Source organism: Pseudomonas sp. A214, from assembly GCF_900156295.1.
Lineage (GTDB): Bacteria > Pseudomonadota > Gammaproteobacteria > Pseudomonadales > Pseudomonadaceae > Aquipseudomonas > Aquipseudomonas rhizophila.
Genome location: NZ_LT707062.1, coordinates 1,659,096 through 1,679,674, shown reverse-complemented (window position 1 = coordinate 1,679,674; position 20,579 = coordinate 1,659,096). Strand labels below are relative to the sequence as shown.

At 61.1% G+C, this 20,579-nt stretch carries 15 protein-coding genes and 1 tRNA gene; 3 read left to right on the top strand and 13 right to left on the bottom strand.

Annotated elements, in window-relative coordinates:
* Positions 1–2: 2 nt before the first annotated feature.
* Together pfkB and ptsP are read right to left on the bottom strand one after the other, a co-directional pair.
* The gene (gene pfkB, locus BW979_RS07620; RefSeq protein WP_076383534.1) at positions 3–944 is read right to left on the bottom strand and encodes a 1-phosphofructokinase; all 942 of its coding nucleotides are present in this window, start codon (positions 942–944) and stop codon (positions 3–5) included.
* Positions 944–3,808 carry a phosphoenolpyruvate--protein phosphotransferase gene (ptsP, locus tag BW979_RS07615; RefSeq protein WP_047229043.1) on the bottom strand — a complete coding sequence of 955 codons (2,865 nt, stop codon included), beginning with the start codon at positions 3,806–3,808 and terminating at the stop codon, positions 944–946. Before ptsP ends, pfkB begins: the two co-directional genes overlap by 1 nt.
* A gap of 289 nt (positions 3,809–4,097) precedes the next feature.
* Here ptsP and cra point away from each other — a divergent pair, with 289 nt between their 5' ends.
* Together cra and BW979_RS07605 are read left to right on the top strand one after the other, a co-directional pair.
* The gene (gene cra / locus BW979_RS07610) at positions 4,098–5,093 is read left to right on the top strand and encodes a catabolite repressor/activator (protein ID WP_047229044.1); all 996 of its coding nucleotides are present in this window, start codon (positions 4,098–4,100) and stop codon (positions 5,091–5,093) included.
* 20 nt (positions 5,094–5,113) lie between these two features.
* On the top strand, positions 5,114–5,890 hold the full coding sequence (locus BW979_RS07605) for a TatD family hydrolase (RefSeq protein ID WP_076383533.1): 777 nt from the start codon (positions 5,114–5,116) through the stop codon (positions 5,888–5,890).
* Between the two features lie 124 nt (positions 5,891–6,014).
* Here BW979_RS07605 and BW979_RS28090 read toward each other — a convergent pair whose 3' ends face one another.
* The 4 genes from BW979_RS28090 to BW979_RS07585 all read right to left on the bottom strand — a co-directional run bounded on the left by BW979_RS28090 (position 6,015) and on the right by BW979_RS07585 (position 11,988).
* Complete coding sequence (locus BW979_RS28090; RefSeq protein WP_373685061.1) at positions 6,015–6,719, bottom strand: methyl-accepting chemotaxis protein; 705 nt, start codon at positions 6,717–6,719, stop codon at positions 6,015–6,017.
* Between the two features lie 1,600 nt (positions 6,720–8,319).
* Positions 8,320–9,156 (bottom strand): regulatory signaling modulator protein AmpE, encoded by an 837-nt coding sequence (gene ampE / locus BW979_RS07595; RefSeq protein ID WP_076383532.1) that lies wholly within the window; start codon positions 9,154–9,156, stop codon positions 8,320–8,322.
* A complete protein-coding gene (ampD, locus tag BW979_RS07590) occupies positions 9,153–9,713 on the bottom strand; it encodes a 1,6-anhydro-N-acetylmuramyl-L-alanine amidase AmpD (RefSeq protein ID WP_047229048.1) in 561 nt (186 codons plus the stop codon). The genes ampE and ampD overlap by 4 nt, the downstream gene beginning before the upstream one ends.
* Before the next feature lie 64 nt (positions 9,714–9,777).
* Positions 9,778–11,988: a DUF1631 domain-containing protein gene (locus BW979_RS07585; protein ID WP_076383531.1), complete on the bottom strand. Its 2,211-nt coding sequence runs from the start codon at positions 11,986–11,988 to the stop codon at positions 9,778–9,780.
* Between the two features lie 288 nt (positions 11,989–12,276).
* On the opposite strand from BW979_RS07585, the gene nadC reads away from it, so the two are divergent.
* On the top strand, positions 12,277–13,125 hold the full coding sequence (gene nadC / locus BW979_RS07580) for a carboxylating nicotinate-nucleotide diphosphorylase (RefSeq protein WP_047229050.1): 849 nt from the start codon (positions 12,277–12,279) through the stop codon (positions 13,123–13,125).
* 38 nt (positions 13,126–13,163) lie between these two features.
* Here nadC and BW979_RS07575 read toward each other — a convergent pair whose 3' ends face one another.
* The 7 genes from BW979_RS07575 to infB form a co-directional block, all read right to left on the bottom strand.
* Positions 13,164–13,469, bottom strand: a complete 306-nt coding sequence (locus BW979_RS07575) for a DUF6388 family protein (protein WP_047229051.1) — start codon at positions 13,467–13,469, stop codon at positions 13,164–13,166.
* Positions 13,470–13,670: 201 nt separating this feature from the next.
* A tRNA-Thr gene (locus BW979_RS07570) sits at positions 13,671–13,746 on the bottom strand.
* Between the two features lie 125 nt (positions 13,747–13,871).
* Positions 13,872–15,977, bottom strand: a complete 2,106-nt coding sequence (gene pnp / locus BW979_RS07565; protein WP_047229052.1) for a polyribonucleotide nucleotidyltransferase — start codon at positions 15,975–15,977, stop codon at positions 13,872–13,874.
* A gap of 175 nt (positions 15,978–16,152) precedes the next feature.
* Positions 16,153–16,422 (bottom strand): 30S ribosomal protein S15, encoded by a 270-nt coding sequence (gene rpsO, locus BW979_RS07560; RefSeq protein ID WP_024684882.1) that lies wholly within the window; start codon positions 16,420–16,422, stop codon positions 16,153–16,155.
* A gap of 142 nt (positions 16,423–16,564) precedes the next feature.
* A complete protein-coding gene (gene truB, locus BW979_RS07555; RefSeq protein WP_076383530.1) occupies positions 16,565–17,482 on the bottom strand; it encodes a tRNA pseudouridine(55) synthase TruB in 918 nt (305 codons plus the stop codon).
* A gap of 3 nt (positions 17,483–17,485) precedes the next feature.
* Positions 17,486–17,887, bottom strand: coding sequence for a 30S ribosome-binding factor RbfA (gene rbfA, locus BW979_RS07550; protein ID WP_003177871.1), 402 nt, complete (start codon positions 17,885–17,887; stop codon positions 17,486–17,488).
* Positions 17,888–18,046: 159 nt separating this feature from the next.
* Entirely contained in the window at positions 18,047–20,569 is a 2,523-nt protein-coding gene (infB, locus tag BW979_RS07545; protein WP_047229053.1) for a translation initiation factor IF-2, read from the bottom strand.
* Positions 20,570–20,579: the final 10 nt, after the last annotated feature.

Here is a 20,579-nt window from a genome sequence, read left to right as displayed (position 1 = left end):
TCTTATTGTTCGGTCAGGGGGCGCACGCGCACGCCCTGTTCAAGCGACGCCAGCAACGCGGTGTCATGGATGCCAAAACCGATCTGCGTCACGGCCATGGCGGCGATGGCCGTGGCGGTGCGCAGGGTCTGTTGCGGCGTGTCGGCGTTGAGCAGGCCATGCAGCATGCCGGCCAGCAGCGAATCGCCGGCCCCCACGGTACTGGCGACAGTGACGCTGGGCGGCGAGGCATGCAGCGCCGAACCGACACTGAACCAGTTCACGCCGTCGGCACCGTGGGAAATCACCACATGCTCGATGCCTTGGGCGTGCAATCGTTGCGCCGCTTCCGCCTGGGCAAATTCGCTCACCACGTCGCAACCCAGCGCATCGGCCAGTTCCTCGGTGTTTGGCTTGATCAGCCACGGCCCCGCCGCGAGGGCGACGCGCAAGGCTTCGCCGCTGGTGTCGAGGGCCACGTTCAAGCCCAGTGCCTTCAAGCGAATGATCAGCGCCTGCAACCATTGCGGGCTGACGCCCCGGGGCAGGCTGCCCGCCACTACCACGGCATCGTGGCCCGGGGCGATGTGTTCCAGTCGCTCAAGCAACGCTTGCTGCGCGGCGTCATCAACCACCGGCCCTGGACCGTTGAGGTCTGTGATGCGTCCGTCCTGCTCGGCCAGCTTGATGTTGCTGCGGGTCTCCCCTGGGACGCGAATAAAGGCGTCGACAAAACCGCGCTGGGCGAACAGCGTTTCGAACGCCTGGGCGTTGTCTTCACCGAGAAAGCCACTGACGGTCACAGTGTGGCCGAGGTCAGCCAGCACCTGGGCCACGTTCACGCCCTTGCCGGCGGCGTGGCTGTGCATGGCATCGCTGCGGTTGACCTGACCGGGTTCCAGGCGCGCCAGTTCCACCGTGAGGTCGAGCGCCGGGTTGAGGGTCAGGGTAAGGATCTTGGCCATTACAGCGCCTCCACTAATGCGCGCACGTCATTGGCGCTGCCCACGGCCAAGGCCTCTTGGGCGAGGATTTTTACCTGCGCCAGGCTCACTTCGCGTACCCGCGCCTTGACCTCGGCAATGCTGCGGGCCGAAACACTCAGCTCGTCTACGCCCAGGCCCACCAGCACCGGCACCGCCAAAGGGTCGGCCGCCAGCTCACCGCACACGCCGACCCACTTGCCATGCGCATGGGCGGCACGCACGGTGATGTCGATCAGTTGCAGCACCGCCGGGTGCAGGCCATCAGCCTGAGCCGAAAGGGTTGGGTGACCGCGGTCAATGGCCAGGGTGTATTGCGTCAGGTCGTTGGTGCCGACACTGAAGAAGTCGACTTCCTTGGCCAGCACCGGCGCCAGCAGTGCCGCGGACGGCACCTCGATCATGATCCCCAGTTGCAGGTCCGCCACCGGGATCTCCAGGCGCAGGCGCTCGGTCATGTCCCGGGCCTGACGCCACTCATCGACGCTGCCCACCATCGGGAACATGATCCGCAACGGACGGTTGTCGGCAGAACGCAACAAGGCGCGCAATTGCGCTTCCATGACCTGCGGACGTTGCAAGGTCAGGCGAATGCCTCGCACGCCGAGAAACGGGTTTTCCTCTTTCGCGATCGGCCAGTACGGCAGCGGTTTGTCGCCGCCCACATCGAGGGTACGCACCACCAGCGGTCGCCCGGCCAGGCCATCGAGCACCTTGCGGTATTCGGCTTCCTGAGTCGCTTCATCGGGAGCCTGGGTATGAGCCATGAAAATCAGTTCGGTGCGCAACAGGCCAATGCCTTCGGCGCCCTGCTCCACCGCACTGGTGACACCGGCGCTCTCGCCAATGTTGGCGAACACTTCCACGGCGTGACCGTCACGGGTCAGCGCCGGTTGATGACGTTGTTCGGCTGCGACCTTGAGACGTTGCTCACGGGTGTCGCGCTCTTCGGTGGCCCGTTGTAGCGTGGGGGCGTCGGGGTCCACGTGCAGGCGACCGCGCTGGCCGTCCAACAACAGTGAAGTGCCCGGCGCCAGCAGCAACACCGCCGCACCGGCCCCCACCAGCGCCGGGATCCCCAGGGCTCGGGCGACGATGGCACTGTGGGCGGTGGCGCCGCCGCGCGCGGTGAGAATCCCCGCTACGCGGGCGGGATCCAGACGGGCGACGTCGGACGGGCCAACCTCGTCCATCACCAGAATGTAAGGTTGCTCGGGTTCGCTCGGGGTTTCGACGCCGCACAATTGCGCCAGCACACGCCGACCGACGTCCCGCAGGTCGGCGGCACGTTCGGCGAGCAGTGCATCCTGCAGCGCTTCCTGTTCTTTGGCAGCCGCTTCGATCACGCCCATCCACGCCGCTTGCGCACTCTCGCCCAGCTTCAATCGAGTGTCGACCTCATCGGTCAGCGCCGGGTCGTCGAGCATCTCCTGATGGGTGATAAAGATTTCGCGGATGGCCTTGGCCTTGGCGCGTTCGACCAGACCTTCGATGTCGCGGCGCACTTGGTTCAAGGCGTTTTGCAAGCGCTCACGCTCGATGGCCGCTGATTCGCCGCGCAATGGATACTCGAAGGCCTGCAACACCTGGATGTGGGCCGGGCCGATGGCAATGCCCGGAGCGGCGGCAACGGCCTGGATCAAGCTGCCGGATTCAGGCGCCAGCACGACGGCAGCAACCTCGGCCATGGTGGTTTGCTGTGGCGCACTCGGTGGCGGCAGCGGCTCGACTTCTTCGCCAAGGCCCTCTTCGATGGCGGCCAGCAGCGCCGGCAAGGCGTCAGCGGCGATGCTCGGTTCGGCGATGAACTCCAGGACCTGGCCGCGACGAGCGCCCAGGCTCAGCAATTTGCTCAGGCTCTTGACCGACACGGCGCTGTCCTGGCCGTCGACGATGCGCACGCGGATCTCGCCTTCGAAGCTTTTCGCCAGTTGCGCGAGGATCTTCGCCGGACGCGCGTGCAAACCATGGGCATTGGCCAGACCGATGCGGGCGCTGGGCCAATCGGCGGGCAGTTCGCCGCCCAACACTTCCAGCACCTTGCGGCTGCTGGTGGCGCGACCCAGTTCATGGCCGCGGCCTTCGATCAACAACGCGCAGAGCCTTTCGAGCAAAGCCTGGTGAGCCTCGCCGAGGCTGGCGAGACAGAACAGACCGCTCAAGGGCTGACCGAGGTAACGGATGGGCTTGTCCGGCGTGACGAAGGCCAGGCCCGGACGCTTGACCGTCTGTTCGCTGTGCAGCCACCACAGGCCATCGCCCAATGGCAGCGCCTCGACCTGCTGCAACACTCCAGCAAAGCCGTTGCTCACACAGTCGGCCTGGCGCAGCAGACGGGCACCGCGCCAGACCAGCTCTTCGAAATCGTCGGCCGACACGCCGAGGCCGATCATCTGCGCATCCAAGGCCAGTTCCTGTGGCGCGCCTTGCAGCAGCTTCAACAGCGCTTCGGCCGAACCTGCGCGGCGCAGGGCCTGGCCCAGGTCGGTCTCGCCGAGGGCGCGGGTCAGCAGTTGCAAAAGACGCAAGTGTTCGTCGGACTTGGCCGCGATACCGATCGCCAGGTAAACGATCTGCCCGTCCCCCCAGTCCACACCGTCGGGGAACTGCAACAGACGCACACCGGTGGAGTACACAAGATCGCGGGTTTGCGGGGTGCCGTGGGGGATGGCAATACCTTGGCCAAGAAAGGTCGAGCCCTGGGCCTCGCGAGCCTGCAAGCCGGCCAGGTAACCCTCGGCTACGAGGCCATCGGCCACCAGTTTGTCAGCGAGCAATTGCAGCGCGGCGTCTTTATCCACAGCCGTCTGGGCCATGGATATCTGCTCTAGAGTGAGCTCGAGCATGCTTTCTCCTTTTTGGCGTCGGGTTGGCGCCAGGTATTGTTTTGAATGAATCAGCTTAGCGTTACAGGACGGCATTTGGCGCTATCGCGGCAGACGGGCCAAAAAATCCTGCTAACCTTGAAAATACGCCTGCTGAAACGTTTAATCTAGAAAGATTGGCACGTTACTCGATAATCTCTCATCCTTGAAGTGCAACTTGTCGCCGCTGTCGCGACAGTAACCGTCGTCCTGAATCGGGTAGGATGCCCCTCATTGTCGGGGCAAACTCGAAAAAACAAGGAAAACCGGGTTGAAACTCAGTGATATCGCCCAGTTGGCCGGTGTGTCCGTGACCACCGCCAGCTATGTCATCAATGGCAAGGCCGAACAGCAACGCATCAGCAGCGCCACCGTCGAACGTGTACGCGCCGTGGTCGAGGAGCATGGCTTCACGCCCAACCCCCAGGCTGCCGGGTTGCGCAGCCGGCATACGCGCACGCTGGGTTTCATCCTGCCGGACCTGGAAAACCCCAGTTACGCCCGCATCGCCAAACTGCTGGAACAGGGTGCCCGAGCGCGGGGCTATCAATTGCTGATCGCCAGCTCCGACGATGCGCCCGAGAGCGAACGGCAACTGTTGCAACTGTTCCGCGCCCGACGTTGCGATGCGCTGATTGTCGCCAGTTGCCTGCCTGCCGGGGACGACAGTTATCGCCAGTTACAGGCCAAGGGTATCCCGATCATCGCCATCGACCGGGTGATGGAGCCTGCGCACTTCTGCTCGGTGATCAGCGATGACCGCCAGGCCAGCCTGCAACTGACCCGTAGCCTGCTGGAAACCAATCCCCGCCAGATCGCGCTGATCAGCGCCCGGCCCGAATTGAGCATCAGCCAGGAACGCACCGCCGGGTTCAACGAAGCCCTGGCCGGGTTCGAAGGCCAGGTGCTGATCGAGCACGGCGAGTCGTTCAGCCGTGAATGCGGTCGCCAGTTGATGGACGAATTGCTCGCGCGACTGGGGCACCTGCCTGATGCGTTGATCACCACCTCCTATGTGCTGCTGCAAGGGGTGTTCGACGCCCTGCACGACTTCCCGCTCAAGTCGCGCCCACTACGGCTGGGCACCTTTGGTGATACGCAACTGCTGGACTTCCTGCCGCTGCCGGTCAACGCCATGTCCCAGCAGCACCAACTGATCGCCGACAAAGCCCTGGCGCTGGCCCTGGCCGCCATCGAAAACGATGATTACCAACCCGGTGTGCAGGCCATCCCACGCACGTTCAAGCAGCGCATTCATCAGGGCTGAGCATTCTTCAGGATTGAAGCATGGAACTGATCGATACCCACACCCATCTGGATTTCCCCGACTTCGATGCGGATCGCCCGGCGCTGCTGGCCGAAAGCCGCGCCTTGGGCGTGCGGCAGATGGTGGTGCTGGGGGTGTATCGGGATAACTGGCAACGGGTGTGGGATCTGGTGCAAAGCGACCCGGACCTGCACGCCGCGCTGGGCCTGCATCCAGTGTATCTCGACCAGCATCGCCCCGATGATCTGGGGCAATTGCGCCAATGGCTGATCCGCCTGGCTGGGCATCGGCAGTTGTGTGCGGTGGGGGAAATCGGTCTGGACTACTTCATCCAAACCCTGGATCGGGAGCACCAGCAGGCATTGTTCGAGGCGCAACTGCAACTGGCGGCGGAATTCCAATTGCCGGCGCTGATCCACGTGCGCCGCAGCCACGCCGCCGTGATCGCCACCCTCAAGCGCATTGACCTCAAGCGCGGGGGGATTATCCACGCCTTCGCCGGCAGTTTTGAGGAGGCTCGCGAGTACATCAAGCTCGGCTTCAAGCTCGGCCTTGGTGGCGCCGCCACTTGGCCTCAGGCCCTGCGCATGCATCGGGTACTGGCAAAACTGCCGCTGGACGCGGTGGTGCTGGAAACCGATTCGCCGGACATGGCCCCGGCGATGTTCCCCGGCCAACGCAACAGCCCGGCGCATTTACCGGCCATTTGTGAAGCACTGGCTGGGATCATGACGATCAGCCCTGAGCAGCTGGCAGAGGCCAGCACGGCCAACGCCCGCCAATTGTTCAATTGGTGACCCCCTGTGGGAGCGGGCTTGCTCGCGAAGGCGGTGTATCAGGTGATCTCATCGTTGACTGACGCAACGCCTTCGCGAGCAGGCTCGCTCCCACATTGGATCGGTGGTGAGCACCATCCTTTAACTACACCCGAAACGCATTGATCAACTGCTTGAGCTGCACCACCTGGGCGGACAACTCACGGCTGGCGTCCTCGGTCTGGTGCGCCCCTTCGGCGGTGCGTTCACCGGCGCGATTGATCTCGACGATGTTCTGGTCGATGTCATGGGCCACGGCCGTCTGCTGCTCCACCGCTGCAGCGATCTGCTGGTTCTGGTCGACGATCATGCCGACGGCGCCGAGGATATTTTCCAGCGCCTGCTGGACCTTTTCCGACTGCCCCACCGTGCCACTGGCCATCTCATGGCTGGTGCCCATGGCTTTGACGGCAGCGCCCACGCCGCCGTGCAAGCGGGTGATCATTTCTTCGATTTCTTCGGTCGATTGCTGGGTGCGCTTGGCCAGGGTCCGCACTTCGTCAGCCACCACCGCGAAACCGCGCCCCTGCTCTCCGGCCCGTGCGGCTTCGATCGCGGCGTTGAGCGCCAGCAGGTTGGTCTGTTCGGCAATGCTCTTGATCACGTCCAGCACACGACTGATGGCCTGGCTGTCAGTCGCCAGTTGATTGATCACCTGCACCGACTGATCGATCTCGCTGGCCAAGCGCACGATGCTGCTCTGTTGCGACTCCACCAGCCCGCGCCCGCTGAGGGTTTCGTCGTTCACGCTGTGGGCGCTACTGACCGCCGCGGCGGCGCTACGAGCCACTTCCTGGGCGGTGGCCGACATCTGGTTCATCGCCGTGGCGACCAGTTCGATCTGGCTGCGCTGCCCGGACACGGCCTGGTTGCTCTGGGCCGACACCGCCTCCACCTGCCCGGCCTGGCGCTCGACCTCGGCAACGGTTCGGCCGACCTGTTCGATCAGGTCATGGATCTTCGCCACCGTGCCATTGAACACTTCACCCAACTCCCCCAACTCATCCTTGCTGCGCGCCACGAAGTTGACCGTCATGTCGCCCGCTGCGACCTTGTCCATCATCTCGCCGAGATGTTTGAGTGTGGTGCGGGTCGAGGCGTAGAAGCCGGCGTACAGGTAAAAGATCAGCAGAAATACGGCGACCAGCGCAACGGCTTGCAGCACCATGTGGCTGCGGTTCTGCTCCAGGCGATGCTGCAACTGAACATCCAGAAAACCCAGGGTTACGTCGTTCAGTCGGTAGGTTTGCTCCATCAGACTGCTGACCTGCTCGTAAAACGGCAGCCATGGAGCATCCAGCGTGTCAGCCATCACCACCTGTTCTTCGATCAGTTCACCGGCTTTCTTCAAGGTTGCCTTGCTGCCTTCGGCCTGACTGGCAAGCGCCTGCTCGGCCGCCTTGCTGGAACCCAGGGCGTCCTGAAGCTTGAGGTCATATTCACCCTGCAGCTTTTCGATTTGCCCCAGCAACTCGTCGAACCGAGTGCTCGACGCCGAATTGAGAAAGCCCAGGCCCAGGGACGCAGCGCCCAGCGCACGGCCTTCACCCAGGGTTTGGGTCACGTTGGGGGTCACGCTGATGATCAATTCGCTCAGTTGGCGGATGTCGCCCTGGTTGTCGCGGCTCAGGCCAGCCTGGCTGGCGATGATTTGACTGAACATCTGCGCGCTGTTGAGCAGCTTGCCAATCAGTGCGCTTTTGCTTTGCAGGGAGCGCTCGGCCTGCTGGGCCTTGAAAGCGGCAATCATTTCGTCGCGCTTGGCATCGAACGCGCTGACCTGTTCAGGATCGACGGCCATGGCTTTCAAGCTTTGCAACCGCGCCAGCACCTGCTTTTCAAGGGCGCCGATCTTCGCCTCCACGTCCCCGGCCTTGCCGGACTGACCGAGGCTGGCATTGATCTGCACCAGATTGTTCAGGGTTTCCAGGTCGCGCCGCAGGGTCAGGCTGTTGCCCAGCAGATCGAGGCTTTGCAGCTCCACTTGCGTGCCCTGGAATTCGCGATAGGAATCGCGCACCAAAAAGAAATTGGTCACCAGCATCGGCAGCAGGAACAACACGCTGATCAGGCTGAACTTCATGCCGAAGCTCAGGCGGTTCATCAGCGCGACGGCGGGCCAGAGCAAACTCTTCACAAGGAAGTCTCCCGGTTGTATTTCTTGTTTTTATGGGCAGGCGCACAGAGACAGCAGATAGCCACTATTTGGGCGCTGTCCCTGTATAGCCTAAATCGGCGGGAAGATTTGTAACTTAAGGTTAACGACGAGCCGTGGCACGGTTCTTGTGGCGAGGGGATTTATCCCCGCTGGGGCGCGAAGCGGCCCCTAGCTATCTTAAAGCCCGCAATCAATGGGGGCTGCTGCGCATCCCAGCGGGGATAAATCCCCTCGCCACAGAGCGTGCGTTTGCCTAAGCCAGCACTGTCCACAATGCAAACCCGGCATACCAGAGCACCGCCGCACGCAATAACAGCTCCCACAGCCGATCCAGGCTGTTGATGCCGTCCGGGCCCGCGACAGGGTCGGGAATCTCGCCGGCCACCAGCCCGACCTTGCCGATCAGGTCTGCTGCGCTGATGTTCCAGTTCAGCAACTCATGCAGCATGACCCGGCTGACTGCCACGAAGTTGCCCACCAGGGCGAAGCTCGCGGTCAGCAACCGCACCGGCACCCAATCGAAGGCATGGCGCAACTGCGTCGCCCGCTCGGCCACGCCGGGGTTCTGACTGTGCTCGGCGGCCAGCGCCAGCAGGCGATAGCTCAGCGCCGCGACCGGCCCCAGCAGGAAATACCAGAAAATCACCGCGAAAAAACTCTGATAGGCCTGCCACAGCAGATGCCCCTGGACCCGCTCCAGCAACTGCTCGCCGCTATCGGCCTCGATATTCAGGTCGCGCTTGGCCACATGGTCGGCCGCCTGCAGGTCTTCCCGTCGCCAGGCGTCACGAAACGGCCCCAGGTCAGCGAGCAGATCCCCTCGACCGAGGCTGTAAATCACCACCAGCAGATGCACCGGTAGTGCCAGCAGACCATAGGCCACCGGCTCCAATACCCACAGTAACAAGGCCAGCAGCGCCACGGGCAGCAGGACCAGCACAACCAGCACCAGCCAGGGCCGGTTGACCCAGCGTGGGTTCGTCTCGAGTTTGTTCAGTTCGCGCAGCCAACCTCCGTCACGCTGGACCCGATGGCGCAACGCCGAGAACTTCTCGATCCAGATCGCCAGCAGCAGCACCAGAAAACTCATTGCCCTTCCCCTTCTATCAAGGCAGCGCGGTAGCGCGCCCAGTCGAATGCCGGTCCCGGATCGGTCTTGCGACCCGGGGCGATGTCGCTGTGCCCGCAGATGCGCTGCAGCGTGATCGCCTTGAACGCCGCCTGCAACTGCCGGGTCAGGCAGACCAATGCGGCATATTGCGCGTCAGTGAAGGGCAGATCGTCGGTGCCTTCCAGCTCGATGCCCAGGGAAAAATCGTTACACGTCTCCCGCCCTTCAAAGCACGAAACGCCCGCGTGCCAGGCACGATCCAGACAGGAGACAAACTGGGTAATCGCGCCGTCACGCTCGATCAGAAAATGCGCAGACACACGCAGATCGGCGATACCGGCAAAATAGGGGTGTTGCGTGACATCCAGACGATTCTGGAAAAACTCCTGCACCTTGCCCGTGGAAAACTGTGCCGGCGGCAGGCTGATGTTGTGGATCACCAGCAGTGAAATTTCGCCTTCGGGGCGCGCATTGAAGTTGGGTGATGGGCAATGCCGCACGCCATCGCACCAACCACTGGCGGGGTCCAACTGCATACAGGTTCCTTCGATGACGTCAGTGAATGCCGCCAGTATGCCGCGATCGGCCCTGGCTGTGCGATCACTTGCCGCGATTGAGCTGACGCAGATTGCCCAGCACCGATTCCAGCGCCCGGTCGAACAGCAAGGTGTCGTCCAACAGACGCGCCGTCCCCCGGCGAAATTCAAGGGCCAGGCTGGTGCGGCTGTGCTCCAGCACTTTGAGGCCAGTGCGGTTGACGAAGACATATTTGCCGGTGGCCTCGATGATCGCCGCCAGTTTGCAACGCAGGCTGTTGTCATCGTCCTCCTGGAACTCAACCCAGCTTCCCAATCGCAACTGATCGACCTGAAGCAGGCCCACATCATCGGCCGGCAAGTGCACCGCCGCACTGTCTTCCGGGGCCTTTTGAGCGGTGCGCAGGACAATTTTCTCCGAGACCTGGACCATGACCGGCGAATTGAACGACTGGGTTTGTTCCGTTGCCTGTCCCATGCGTTCGAGGGCCAGCACGTGGAGGGTTTCGAGCTCGCTGAAAAACTCGCTGGTGGCAAACGGGTCGAACGCCGAACGGCTCAGGCCTTCACGCAAGGCTTTGAGCAGCTGCGGCACTATCGTCAGCAAGCGCAGGCCGGCATCCGGTTCTTCGTGATGCTGGACGCTCCAGATCAGTTCTTCCAGCGTCAAAACGTCGGCCTGCCACTCGGCTGAATATTTGCCGTGCTTGAAGCAGGTCAGCAATAACACTTGGCTCCAGGCGTGCTGCACGAACTCCACCACCGCTTGCGGCAACACTTTGCCCAGCATGACCTGGTTCAGCACGCCTTCGACGCGCAGGCGCGCCAGTTCGGCCTTGGCCCGACCTTCTTCGGCGTCACGAATACGCTGTTCGAGCAATTCGCTGCGACGTCTTTCATCGCTGGTGAAGGCCAGGAAATCGGCCAGCAATTCAGAGAAGATCGCCGGGTCATCGACAAAATCATTCAACAACCGCTGCACCACCTGTTCGATGCGCAGATAGAGGCTGTCGCGCTGATGGTCGTCGCAATCGCCCCAGCCGGTGGCAGCAGCGGCGATTTCATTGAGCAGCCGTCGGGCCGGATGATTGCCCCGACTGAAAAAGCTCTTGTCCTGCACCGCAACCTTGAGCATCGGAATCTGCAGACGGCCGATCAACGCCTTGAAGGAGTCCGGCAGGTTATGGTCGTCGAGGATGAATTCAAACATCATCGAGATCAGGTTGATCACGTCTTCATCGGCGTCGTCGACCACCCGCGACTTGCCGCTTCTGACGCTGACCCGGGTCAGCAGCTGTTCGAGTTGGCTGCGCAGGTCGAACTCATCCTCGATGGCAGGCGCCGGCACGTACTGCTGCAAATGGGAAAGCAGGCGCAGCAAATCACGGGTCGAGATCGGTTGGGCCGGTGCGCTGGCCTCCAGGGTCGGCGCCACGCTGCCACGCACCTGCATCAATAGTTTCTGCAACGCAGCAAATACTTCCTGCACGCTGTCATCGACTTCGGCGGCCTTGGGGCCGGCACTTTCAGTCTTGGTACGCGGGGCCTCATCGGCGCGATCCGACGCTCGTCGCGAGGGTGAAATCTTGAGATCCGGCAGGATGCCTGTAGCGGCCAGCAACTGGTTGGCCTCGGTATACAGTTGATCGCACTCGCTGAGCACATAGCGCTCGAACAATTTGAGCAAGATCAGCTTGACCTTGATCTCCACCCCCAGGTTGCGACCGGCCTGTAGAAAGTTTTCACACAGCAGCGCCGGGCTCAAAGGGTTCTGCTGGTTTGCCAGCGGCCTGGTGAGCAGGACGCTGAGCCGCGCCGTCAGTTGCTCAAGAGCCACGCTATCGCGACTGAGCACACGGGTGACCATGGCCTCCACCGCCAGATGACGCTCCAGGTCATCATGCGTGCGCTGAACCTGAGGGCCGGAGGCCTGCGCCGGCGCCAAGGTGGCTTGGGTCGGATCGTATTGGGCGAGGCTGACAAAGGCTTCGAAAAACTGCTCGATAAATTCGCGCTCAATGCTTTTGCGCTTGAGGCGCAAGTCCCGCATGGCTTCGAAGAACAGGTTCTGATCGACATCGTTGCGCGCCCGATCGGCCATTTCAAACAGCGTGTCGTCGGCATTGTCGAACAGCCCCTGCAAACCAAGGCGCAACTGCTGGGCGGCCTTGTCGCGCACCTGAAGCAGAATCACAGGCAGGCGGGCGAGCGGCGAACGGTTCGCCTGATCGGTAGAAACCTTGTGCAAGGGCACTACATTCCCGTCGTTGTGCATCCTGGTCTCCTGAAAGGGTGCTCTTGCGCTCGAAACGTCAAAGCCATGACGTCAATCGAAAGGCGGATTATCTGGTAAAAGAACCCGGTCATGCCAGCAGACTCTGTGACCCAGGTCGAAATACTCCGCAATAAGTGACCGGACAATCGGGGAAATGTTGCGAGGATGCGACCAAATGCAGGTTTCGATGCCTGGCGCAGACGTCCGGCGCCGTCCCCCATAAGGAACATTGTTTGTGAGACAAGCCACTGGCCCTATAATCGGGCCACTTTGTTTGTGGAGCCCGTTATGCCGAATCTACGTCTCGCCGATCTGACCGCCGAAATCGAGGCCAACGTGCGCCGCGCGTTGCTCGAAGACATCGGCAGCGGCGACATCACCGCGCAACTGATCCCCGCCGAACGCCTGGCCAAAGCCACCATCATTACCCGGGAAGCCGCAGTCATCAGCGGCACGGCCTGGGTCGATGCCGTGTTCCGGCAACTGGATCCGCGCGTCGCCGTGCATTGGCAAGTACGCGATGGCGACCGGGCAAGCCCCGACCAGGCGCTGTTCCACCTCGAAGGCCCGGCCCGCTCGCTGCTGACCGGCGAACGCAGCGCGCTGAACTTTCTGCAGATGCTTTCTGGCGTGGCCACCCGGGCCCGCTACCTGGCCGACTTTGTGGCCGACACCCAGGTCAAGCTGCTGGACACTCGCAAAACCCTCCCTGGGCTGCGCCTGGCCCAGAAGTACGCCGTCACCTGTGGCGGTTGCCATAACCACCGCATCGGCCTCTACGATGCCTTCCTGATCAAGGAAAACCACATCGCAGCCTGCGGCGGCATCGCCCAGGCCATTGCCGCCGCCCACAAGATCGCACCGGGCAAACCGGTGGAAATCGAAGTGGAAAGCCTGACTGAATTGAAAGAAGCGCTGGCGGCCAATGCCGACATCATCATGCTCGACGAACTGAGCCTGGATGACATGCGCGAAGCCGTACGCCTGAACGGCGGCAAGGCGAAGCTGGAGGCCAGCGGCGGGATCAACGAAAGCACGTTGCGCCCGATTGCCGAGACCGGGGTGGATTACATCTCGATCGGGGCAATGACCAAGGATGTGAAAGCGGTGGACCTGTCGATGCGGCTCAGTCTCTGACAACAAAAAACGCCAGCCTCAAAAGGCTGGCGTTTTTATCAGACCACCAGATTATTCATCTCGCAGTATTCATCCCATTCCACACCCAGTACCTCGGCCGCTTCCTTGTGCAAGGCAAGGCGCTGTTCCTCGAACTCTTCAGGTGTGCTGGTGTACTTGAGCGTCAACTCCCAAGGCTGTAATCCCTGGGCTTCGGCCTCATCCTCGAACGCCCACTGGATCTGGTCTTTTTGATCGTCGGCGCTCAGGTCCTTGATCTCTTCGAGCAACTGGGGCGCATCCAGCACGTACTTCTTCAGTGCTTCTTCGTGTCTGGCTTCCTGGGTCAATGCTTTAGCAGTCATGGCGTTCTCGTTGATCTGGGGAATGGAAGATGGATCTGGATCATCAAGGATCTCTCTGACGCAAAAAACCGTGTGAAGCCCGGTTTATCTGGCCTTCAGAACCATTCGGGGATCATCTGAAAACAAATGTGTGTGCTTTTTGGGACAGGGGAATCCTAACAGAGACACAAGCCTGTGCAACAACCGCAAGTGAGAAGAACCTGGTGCCCGAGACAGGAATCGAACCTGCGACCTTCGCGTTACGAGTGCGCTGCTCTACCGGCTGAGCTACACGGGCGGTGGGCTAAACCTAGCACTGAGCTTATGGCCAGGCAACCTGCGACACGGTGATTTCCCGCACACAGCAAAACGCCCCGAACCAGTCGGGGCGTTTGCTTGTTCAGCGGCTAAGCGAGGGGGTGATTAAACGCCCGACGCCTTGGCTGCCGCTACGTCCTTGATGGACAGCTTGATACGACCGCGGTTGTCCACGTCCAGTACCAGCACTTCCACTTCCTGACCTTCTTTGAGGATGTCGGTCACTTTCTCGACGCGAGCATCGCTCAGCATGGAGATGTGAACCAGACCGTCCTTGCCCGGCAGGATGTTGACGAACGCGCCGAAGTCGACGATACGCTCAACCTTGCCCACGTAGATCTTGCCGATCTCGGCTTCTGCGGTGATGCCCAGGACGCGCTGACGTGCTGCTTCTGCCGCTTCCTTGGTTTCGCCGAAGATCTTGATCGAGCCGTCGTCTTCGATGTCGATCGAAGCCTTGGTTTCTTCACAGATCGCACGGATGGTCGCGCCGCCTTTACCGATGACATCACGGATTTTGTCGGTGTCGATTTTCATCGCGATCATTGTCGGAGCGTTTTCCGACAACTCGGTACGCGACTGACCAATGATCTGGTTCATCTGGCCGAGGATGTTCAGGCGCGCTTCCAGGGCTTGGCCCAGGGCGATTTCCATGATCTCTTCGGTGATGCCCTTGATCTTGATGTCCATCTGCAGTGCGGTCACGCCTTTGGCGGTACCGGCCACTTTGAAGTCCATGTCGCCCAGGTGGTCTTCGTCACCCAGGATGTCGGTCAGGACGGCGAACTTCTCGCCTTCTTTCACCAGACCCATGGCGATACCGGCAACCGGAGCTTTCATCGGCACACCGGCGTCCATCAGGGCCAGGGAAGCGCCGCAGACCGAAGCCATGGAGCTCGAACCGTTGGACTCGGTGATTTCCGATACCACGCGAATGGTGTACGGGAACACGTCAGCGGCTGGCAGCATGGCCTGGACCGAACGACGGGCCAGACGGCCGTGACCGATTTCGCGACGACCGGCGCCACCCATGCGACCACACTCGCCCACCGAGAACGGAGGGAAGTTGTAGTGCAGCATGAACGGGTCTTTTTTCTCGCCTTCCAGGGTGTCCAGCAGTTGCGCGTCACGGGCGGTGCCCAGTGTTGCAACGACCAGGGCCTGGGTTTCGCCACGGGTGAACAGCGCCGAACCGTGGGTCTTTGGCAGAACGCCGACTTCAATGTTCAGCGGACGCACGGTGCGAGTGTCGCGACCGTCGATACGTGGCTTGCCGTTGACGATGTTTTCGCGAACGGTGCGGTATTCGATTTCACCGAAAGCGGCTTTGACTTCAGCGGCAGTCGGCTGGCCTTCTTCACCGGACAGCTTGGCAACTACCTGGTCTTTCAGCTCACCCAGGCGCGCATAACGGTCGGCCTTGACGGTGATGGTGTAAGCCTGGGAGATCGCTTCGCCGAACTCGGCACGGATCGCGCCCAGCAGTTCGGTGGCTTCGGCTTGTGGAGCCCAGGTCCAGGTTGGCTTGGCGGCTTCGGCGGCCAGTTCCTTGACGGCGTTGATCACCACCTGGAACTCGTCGTGGGCGAACAGTACAGCGCCCAGCATCTGGTCTTCGGTCAGCTCTTTGGCTTCGGATTCAACCATCAGCACGGCTTCGGAAGTACCGGCCACGACCATGTCCAGGCTCGAAGCTTTCAGTTGCTCGTAGGTCGGGTTCAGCAGGTAGCCGGTGCTTTCGTGGAACGCAACACGGGCAGCGCCGATCGGACCATCGAAAGGAATGCCGGAGATCGCCAGCGCGGCCGAAGTACCGATCATCGCAGCGATGTCCGGATCAGTCTTCTTGCTGGTGGAAACGACGGTGCAGACAACCTGCACTTCGTTCATGAAGCCTTCTGGGAACAGCGGACGGATCGGACGGTCGATCAGTCGGGAAGTCAGGGTTTCCTTCTCGGAAGGACGGCCTTCGCGCTTGAAGAAACCGCCAGGGATCTTACCGGCAGCGTAAGTCTTTTCCTGGTAGTGGACAGACAGAGGGAAGAAGCCCTTGCCTGGATCGGCTTGCTTGGCACCGACAACGGTCACCAATACGCTGACGTCGTCGTCAACGGTGACCAGCACTGCGCCGGAGGCCTGACGGGCGATACGGCCAGTCTCGAGGGTAACGGTCGACTGACCGAACTGGAATTTTTTGATTACCGGGTTCACGGTGTCCTACCTTCTTTGTGGCTCTTGGGGAACTTGTCTTCTTGCGAAATTCTTGGGCAGTGCGGGGAATCGGCCCAACGACTGTCCAGATAAAACTTGAGGCTGGGAGCCTGCCGGCTGCCGGCGCAAAACGCAGGCAACAGGCAGACAACCAACCTCATAGCGCAATCGCTGATTAGCGACGCAGACCCAGGCGACCGATCAAGGTGCTGTAACGACTTACGTCCTTACCCTTGAGGTAATCCAGCAGCTTACGACGCTGGTTTACCATGCGGATCAGACCACGACGGGAGTGGTGATCTTTACCGTTGGCCTTGAAGTGACCCTGCAGTTTGTTGATGTTGGCGGTCAGCAGTGCAACTTGCACTTCTGGCGAACCAGTATCACCAACAGCTTGCTGGTAGTCGGTCACGATCTGAGCTTTTTCTTCAACGCTGAGTGCCATGTGGCTTTCCTCTTGTAAGGTACCGTTCCCAAGGAAACCGTACCAACAGGCCAGGGACAAATCCCTGTATCTATAAATGAGTAGTGACCGTGCCTGTTAACAGCCACACTCGCCAACCTGCTGTTACACAGGCTGGTTCCGGTCATTCCGACCGAATCAGTCGACGCGGCGCAATGCGCCCGTCTTCGCTCACTTCACCGATACCGATGAAGCGGCCATTGTGATCCTGTACCCGTACCATGCCGAACTTCGGTGCATCCGGAGCACGTACCGGTTGGCCGTTGAGCCAGTAGAACGCGCTGTGCTCGGAGAACTGCAACAGTGGCCAGTCCAGCAGGCCGCTGTCCGATGGCATCAGGAAACGGTCAACCGCTTCGTTGCCGCCTTCGGCATGTACCGCTTCGAGCTCTTCCAGCGTGACCGTCTGGGCCAGCGTGAAAGGTCCGGCCTGGGTCCGTCGCAGTTCGGCCACGTACGCACCACAGCCGAGCTTTTCACCAATATCCTCCACCAGGGTGCGGATATAGGTGCCTTTGCTGCAATCGACTGCCAGCCGCGCAGTATTACCGTCAAAGGCCAGCAATTCCAAGCGCGCAATAGTAACAGAACGCGGTTCACGCTCCACTACTTCGCCTGCACGGGCCAGTTTGTATAACGGCTGGCCATCACGCTTGAGAGCAGAGTACATCGGCGGTATCTGGCTGATTTGTCCGCGAAAACCCGGCAACACAGCCTCGATATCAGCCTGACCAACGGTCACCGGCCGCTCCAGCAACACCTCACCTTCGGCGTCCGCCGTGGTGGTGGTCTTGCCCAGTTGCGCCAGGGTTTCGTAGCCCTTGTCCGAATCGAGCAAATACTGAGAGAACTTGGTCGCCTCGCCAAAACACAGTGGCAACACGCCGGTAGCCAGCGGATCAAGGCTGCCGGTGTGCCCGGCTTTCTCGGCATTGAGCAGCCAGCGAACCTTCTGCAGCGCCGCATTGGAGGTGAATCCCAGCGGTTTGTCGAGCAGGATGATGCCGCTGACGTTGCGGCGGATACGTTTGACCTGAGCCACCGATTACTCCTTGGTGTCTTCGGGTTCAGCCGCAACCGGGTGCTGACTGTCTTCAGCCACGGCGCGCTCGATCAGGGCCGACAGATGCGCGCCCCGCACGACGCTTTCGTCGTAGTGGAAGTGCAACTGTGGAACGCTGCGCAGCTTCATCTCACGGGCCAACTGCATCCGCAGAAAACCGGCAGCCGAGTTGAGCACCTTGATGCTTTGGGCGATTTCTTCGGCGCTGTCCTGCCCCATCACGGTGATGAAAATCTTTGCATGACCGACGTCACGGCTGACTTCCACTGCGGTAATGGTGACCAGGCCGACGCGCGGGTCTTTGACTTCGCGACGGATCAGTTGGGCCAGCTCGCGCTGCATCTGATCGCCGATTCGTTGGGTACGGCTATATTCTTTTGCCATGTCTTGTTACCTGTTACTGCCCCACGGTCAATCCCGTGAGGTCTGAAAGCGGCAAACGCCCGGCCTGACAAAAGCCAGACCGGGCGTTGCGTTTAGAGTCCGCCTGAGAGGCAGCGCATGTTCATGCGACTGCCCGGTGCGGCTCTTGAAGTACGCGAGTCAGAGGCTGCGAGCAACCTGGACCTTCTCGAAGACTTCGATCTTGTCGCCGACCTTGACGTCGTTGTAGCTCTTGACGCCAATACCGCATTCCATGCCAGCGCGGACTTCCGAAGCGTCATCCTTGAAGCGGCGCAGGGATTCCAGCTCGCCTTCGAAGATAACGATGTCTTCACGCAGTACACGGATTGGACGGTTACGGTGAACGACACCTTCGATCACCATGCAACCGGCGATCGCGCCAAACTTCGGCGAACGGAACACGTCACGCACTTCAGCGGTACCCAGGATGTTCTCGCGAACATCGCTGCCCAACATACCGGTCAGGGCTTTCTTGACGTCTTCGATGATGTCGTAGATCACGTTGTAGTAACGCATATCCAGACCTTCCTGCTCGACGATCTTGCGAGCGCCGGCATCGGCACGCACGTTGAAGCCAAACAGTACAGCGTTGGAGGCCAGTGCCAGGTTGGCGTCGGATTCGGTGATACCACCGACACCGCCACCGACCACGCGCACTTGCACTTCGTCGTTACCCAGGCCATTCAAGGCGCCGTTCAACGCTTCCAGCGATCCACGGACGTCGGATTTGAGGACGATGTTGAGCGTCTTCTTCTCTTCCTGACCCATGTTCTCGAAGATGTTTTCCAGCTTGCCGGCGTGAGCACGAGCCAGTTTGACTTCGCGGAACTTGCCTTGACGGAACAGAGCCACTTCACGGGCTTTCTTCTCGTCAGCCACAACGCTCATCTCGTCGCCAGCGTCCGGAGTGCCGTCCAGGCCGAGGATCTCGACCGGGATAGCAGGACCTGCTTCCTTGATGGGCTTGCCGTTCTCGTCGAGCATGGCGCGCACGCGGCCATAGTTCGAACCGACCAGCACCATGTCGCCCTGGCGCAGGGTACCGTCTTGAACCAGAACGGTCGCAACCGGGCCACGGCCCTTGTCGAGACGCGATTCGACGACCACGCCACGGCCAGGAGCCGAAGGTGTAGCAGTCAGTTCCAGAACCTCGGCTTGCAACAGAACGGCTTCGAGCAGTTCGTCAACGCCGGTACCCATCTTCGCAGAGACCGGTACGAATGGAGTGTCGCCACCCCACTCTTCGGAAGTCACGCCGTGAACCGACAGTTCGCTACGGATGCGATCGAGATCGGCGCCCGGCTTGTCGATCTTGTTCACCGCAACCACCAGAGGGACGCCAGCTGCCTTGGCATGCTGAACGGCTTCGATGGTTTGTGGCATCACGCCGTCGTCCGCTGCTACCACCAGGATCACGATGTCGGTCGCTTTGGCACCACGGGCACGCATTGCGGTAAACGCAGCGTGACCCGGGGTGTCGAGGAACGTCACCATGCCGCGGTCGGTTTCAACGTGGTAGGCGCCGATGTGCTGGGTGATACCACCCGCCTCGCCTGCCGCAACCTTCGCACGACGGATATAGTCGAGCAGGGAGGTTTTACCGTGGTCAACGTGGCCCATTACGGTCACGACCGGAGCACGGGAAACCGCCTCGCCTTCAAACTTCAGGGACTCGGCCAGGGAATCTTCCAGGGCAGTGTCGCTGACCAGGGTCACTTTGTGGCCCAGCTCTTCAGCAACCAGTTGGGCAGTTTCCTGATCCAGTACCTGGTTGATGGTGGCCGGCGTACCCAGCTTGAACATGAACTTGATGATTTCAGCAGCCTTGACCGACATCTGCTGGGCCAGATCGCCCACAGTGATGGTCTCGCCGATTTTCACTTCACGCACGACAGGGCCGGTAGGGCTCTGGAAACCGTGGGCGTTGCGTTTCTTCAGCTTGGCCTTGCCGCGACCGCCACGACGGAAGCCATCGCTTTCTTCGTCGGTGGTACGTGGCGCAACGCGTGGCGCTGGCGCCTTTTCCTTGACCGAAGCACGATGAGGAGCGTTTTTGCGCTCGCCATCACCACTGCCCCGACGGTTGTCGTCGGCACGTGGTTTGTCCGGACGACGCTGTTCGTCGCGCTTGCGGGTATCGGCCGCAGGTGCTGGAGCGGGTGCCGGGACCGGCGCGCTTTCACGCACAGGCTCGGCTGCCGGGGCTGGAGCCGCAACGGCTTCGGCCGGAGCGGATTGCGCAGCAGCAGGCTGGCGACGCGCTTCTTCTTCGGCGCGACGCTTGGCTTCTTCTTCAGCCTTCTGACGTGCAGCATTTTCTACTGCGCGACGTTCTTCCAGTTCGCGTTTGCGCTCGGCTTCGATTTCTTCCGGGCTGCGCTGTACGAAGACTTTCTTCTTGCGTACTTCAACGCTGATGCTTTTGCTACCGGCAACACGCAGGGTGCTGGTGGTTTTACGCTGCAGAGTGATCTTGCGCGGTTCTTCCACTTTCGCCTTGTGACTGCTCTTCAAGTGAGTCAGCAGGGACTGCTTCTCACTGTCGGTCACATGTTCCTCGGCGGCGGTGTGCGGCAGACCTGCCTCACGCATCTGCTGCAACAGGCGCTCTACCGGTGTTTTGACCTCATCGGCCAGTTGTTTCACCGTGACTTGCGTCATGCACTTCTCT

Bases quoted from the DNA above. Each gene is read 5' to 3' on its own strand.
- pfkB (WP_076383534.1), bottom strand. From the start codon at position 944: ATGGCCAAGATCCTTACCCTGACCCTCAACCCGGCGCTCGACCTCACG.
- ptsP (WP_047229043.1), bottom strand. From the start codon at position 3,808: ATGCTCGAGCTCACTCTAGAGCAGATATCCATGGCCCAGACGGCTGTG.
- BW979_RS07605 (WP_076383533.1), top strand. From the start codon at position 5,114: ATGGAACTGATCGATACCCACACCCATCTGGATTTCCCCGACTTCGAT.
- BW979_RS28090 (WP_373685061.1), bottom strand. From the start codon at position 6,719: ATGTCGGCCACCGCCCAGGAAGTGGCTCGTAGCGCCGCCGCGGCGGTC.
- ampE (WP_076383532.1), bottom strand. From the start codon at position 9,156: ATGAGTTTTCTGGTGCTGCTGCTGGCGATCTGGATCGAGAAGTTCTCG.
- ampD (WP_047229048.1), bottom strand. From the start codon at position 9,713: ATGCAGTTGGACCCCGCCAGTGGTTGGTGCGATGGCGTGCGGCATTGC.
- BW979_RS07585 (WP_076383531.1), bottom strand. From the start codon at position 11,988: ATGCACAACGACGGGAATGTAGTGCCCTTGCACAAGGTTTCTACCGAT.
- nadC (WP_047229050.1), top strand. From the start codon at position 12,277: ATGCCGAATCTACGTCTCGCCGATCTGACCGCCGAAATCGAGGCCAAC.
- BW979_RS07575 (WP_047229051.1), bottom strand. From the start codon at position 13,469: ATGACTGCTAAAGCATTGACCCAGGAAGCCAGACACGAAGAAGCACTG.
- rpsO (WP_024684882.1), bottom strand. From the start codon at position 16,422: ATGGCACTCAGCGTTGAAGAAAAAGCTCAGATCGTGACCGACTACCAG.
- rbfA (WP_003177871.1), bottom strand. From the start codon at position 17,887: ATGGCAAAAGAATATAGCCGTACCCAACGAATCGGCGATCAGATGCAG.
- infB (WP_047229053.1), bottom strand. From the start codon at position 20,569: ATGACGCAAGTCACGGTGAAACAACTGGCCGATGAGGTCAAAACACCG.